Annotated in this window: 1 protein-coding gene and 2 pseudogenes; 2 read left to right on the forward strand and 1 reads right to left on the reverse strand. The window is 65.4% G+C overall.

Annotated elements, in window-relative coordinates; all coding sequences use genetic code 11:
* Window positions 1-216 precede the first annotated feature (216 nt).
* On the reverse strand, window positions 217-462 hold the full coding sequence (locus COGEMETH_RS21895; protein ID WP_238184802.1) for a hypothetical protein: 246 nt from the start codon (window positions 460-462) through the stop codon (window positions 217-219).
* Window positions 463-548: 86 nt separating this feature from the next.
* On the opposite strand from COGEMETH_RS21895, the pseudogene COGEMETH_RS21900 reads away from it, so the two are divergent.
* Together COGEMETH_RS21900 and COGEMETH_RS21905 are read left to right on the forward strand one after the other, a co-directional pair.
* Window positions 549-1,390, forward strand: a pseudogene (locus COGEMETH_RS21900) (IS630 family transposase); the annotation flags it as partial.
* Window positions 1,391-1,445: 55 nt separating this feature from the next.
* Window positions 1,446-1,868, forward strand: a pseudogene (locus COGEMETH_RS21905) (transposase); the annotation flags it as partial.

Raw genomic sequence — 1,868 nt, forward strand, 5'->3', positions numbered from 1 at the left:
CGGCGCCGCCACGTCCATTTCGTGCGTGACGGTCCGACCGCCTCAAGCATCTCGGCCGAGGTGAAACGCGATTACGTTCGCTGCCCAATCTGCCGGAGCGTCAGCGTCGCGGGCCATAGTCTGTATCGTTGACGGGCGGGGGATCTGCCGACCGGTCGCACGGCGATTCGTCTGCAGCGTGAGATTCGACGCTTTTATTGCCCCGAGCCGGGTTGCCTACTCCGCACCGTTGCCGAGCGCTTTCTGACGCTGATCGGCCGCCACGCCGAGCGGACCTGCCGCGTCACCGATGCGCATGCCCGGTCGGGTGTCGCGCTGGGCGGCCGACTCGCCGCACGGCTGGTTCGCGCACTTGGCCATTCCGACCATCGCTACGAACTTGTTGCGGAGTATCCATGGCTTGCAGCTCCCGAGCACGCCTCGACGATGCGTCGTCAGCGTCGACGGCTGTGCGCTGAGCATCTAGAGCCGTTCCCTTTTGCATTGAGTCGGGGGTAGCGGTGACGGTCCCGTTCTGATTCGATGGCGCGCTTTCGAAGGAGAGCGCCATGCCGTCAGCTTTGTCGATCGATCTGCGCGAGCGTGTCATCGCGACGATCGAAGCGGGGTCCTCGCGTCGGCAGGCAGCCGAGCGCTTCGGTGTCGGGAAGGCCAGCGCGATCCGGTGACACGCGCGCTTCCGGGCCGAGGGTGAGATCGCCCCCAAGCCCTCGGGCGGCGACCGGTCCCCGCCCGCCATCGAAGCTCATGCCGAGACGGTCCTGGAGATCTGCCGCGCGCATCCGCAGATCTTCCTGCGGGAGCTACGCGATAGGCTGGCCGAGCAGGGTGTCCGAACCAGCACGAGCGGGTTGTGGCGGTTCTTCGGTCGGCACGGAATCAGCCGTAAAAAGGGGCTCTGCACGCAGCCGAGCAGCAGCGCGAGGACGTGAGGGCTGCCCGGGAGGCATGGTTCGACGGCCAACTCTCTCTCGATCCAGACAGCCTCGTCTTCATCGACGAGACGGCGGCCGCCACCAACATGGTCCGGCCATACGGCCGATCCCCACGCGGGGAGCGCTGCCGCATCTCCGCTCCGCACGGGCACTACAAGACCACCACCGTCACCGCCGCCCTGCGCACCAGCGGCCTCGTCGCCACCACCTTGTTCGATGGAGAGACGAACGGCGAGCGCTTCCGGGCCTACGTCACCGACACCCTCGTTCCGGTGTTGAAGTGGGGCGACGCGGTCATCCTTGACAACCTGCCGTCCCACAAGGTGGCTGGCGTGCGCGAGCAGATCGAAACGGCCGGCGCGCGCCTATCCTAACTCCCGGCCTACAGCCCAGACTTCAACCCCATCGAGCAAGCCTTCTCCAAGCTGAAAGCGTTGTTGCGAACCTGGTCAGCCCCCATTGAAGTGGTCCGCCCTTTGGTATGGCTTTTGAGCCTGGAGGACGGACGAGATGGCAAAACACCCGAAGCCCGAGAAGATCGTCGCGAAGCTATGGCAGGCGGATGTGCTGATATCACAGGGCCAGAGCGTTGCAGATGCAATCCGCGCGCTCGGCGTGAGTTCGGTGACGTACTGCCGGTGGCGGCGTGAGTTTGGCGGCCTGAAGTCGGATCAGGTTCGACGGATGAAGAGTCTGGAGACCGAGAATGCTCGACTTCGAAAAGCCATCGCCGATTTGACGCTGGACAAGCTGATCTTGCAGGAGGCGTCCCGGGGAAACTTCTGAGCCCCGCGCGCCGACGCGCCTGTGTCGAGCACATCATGCGGACGATGACCGTCTCCGAGCGCCGCGCTTGTCGGGCGCTCGGACAGCATCGCTCGACACTGCGCAAGGTATCGCGGGGCCGCGATGATGAAGAGGCGCTGACGGCCG

It is taken from the genome of Methylobacterium trifolii (genome assembly GCF_022179685.1).
In the GTDB taxonomy this organism is placed as follows: Bacteria; Pseudomonadota; Alphaproteobacteria; order Rhizobiales; family Beijerinckiaceae; genus Methylobacterium; species Methylobacterium trifolii.

Bases quoted from the DNA above. Each gene is read 5' to 3' on its own strand.
- COGEMETH_RS21895 (WP_238184802.1), bottom strand. From the start codon at position 462: ATGCTCAGCGCACAGCCGTCGACGCTGACGACGCATCGTCGAGGCGTG.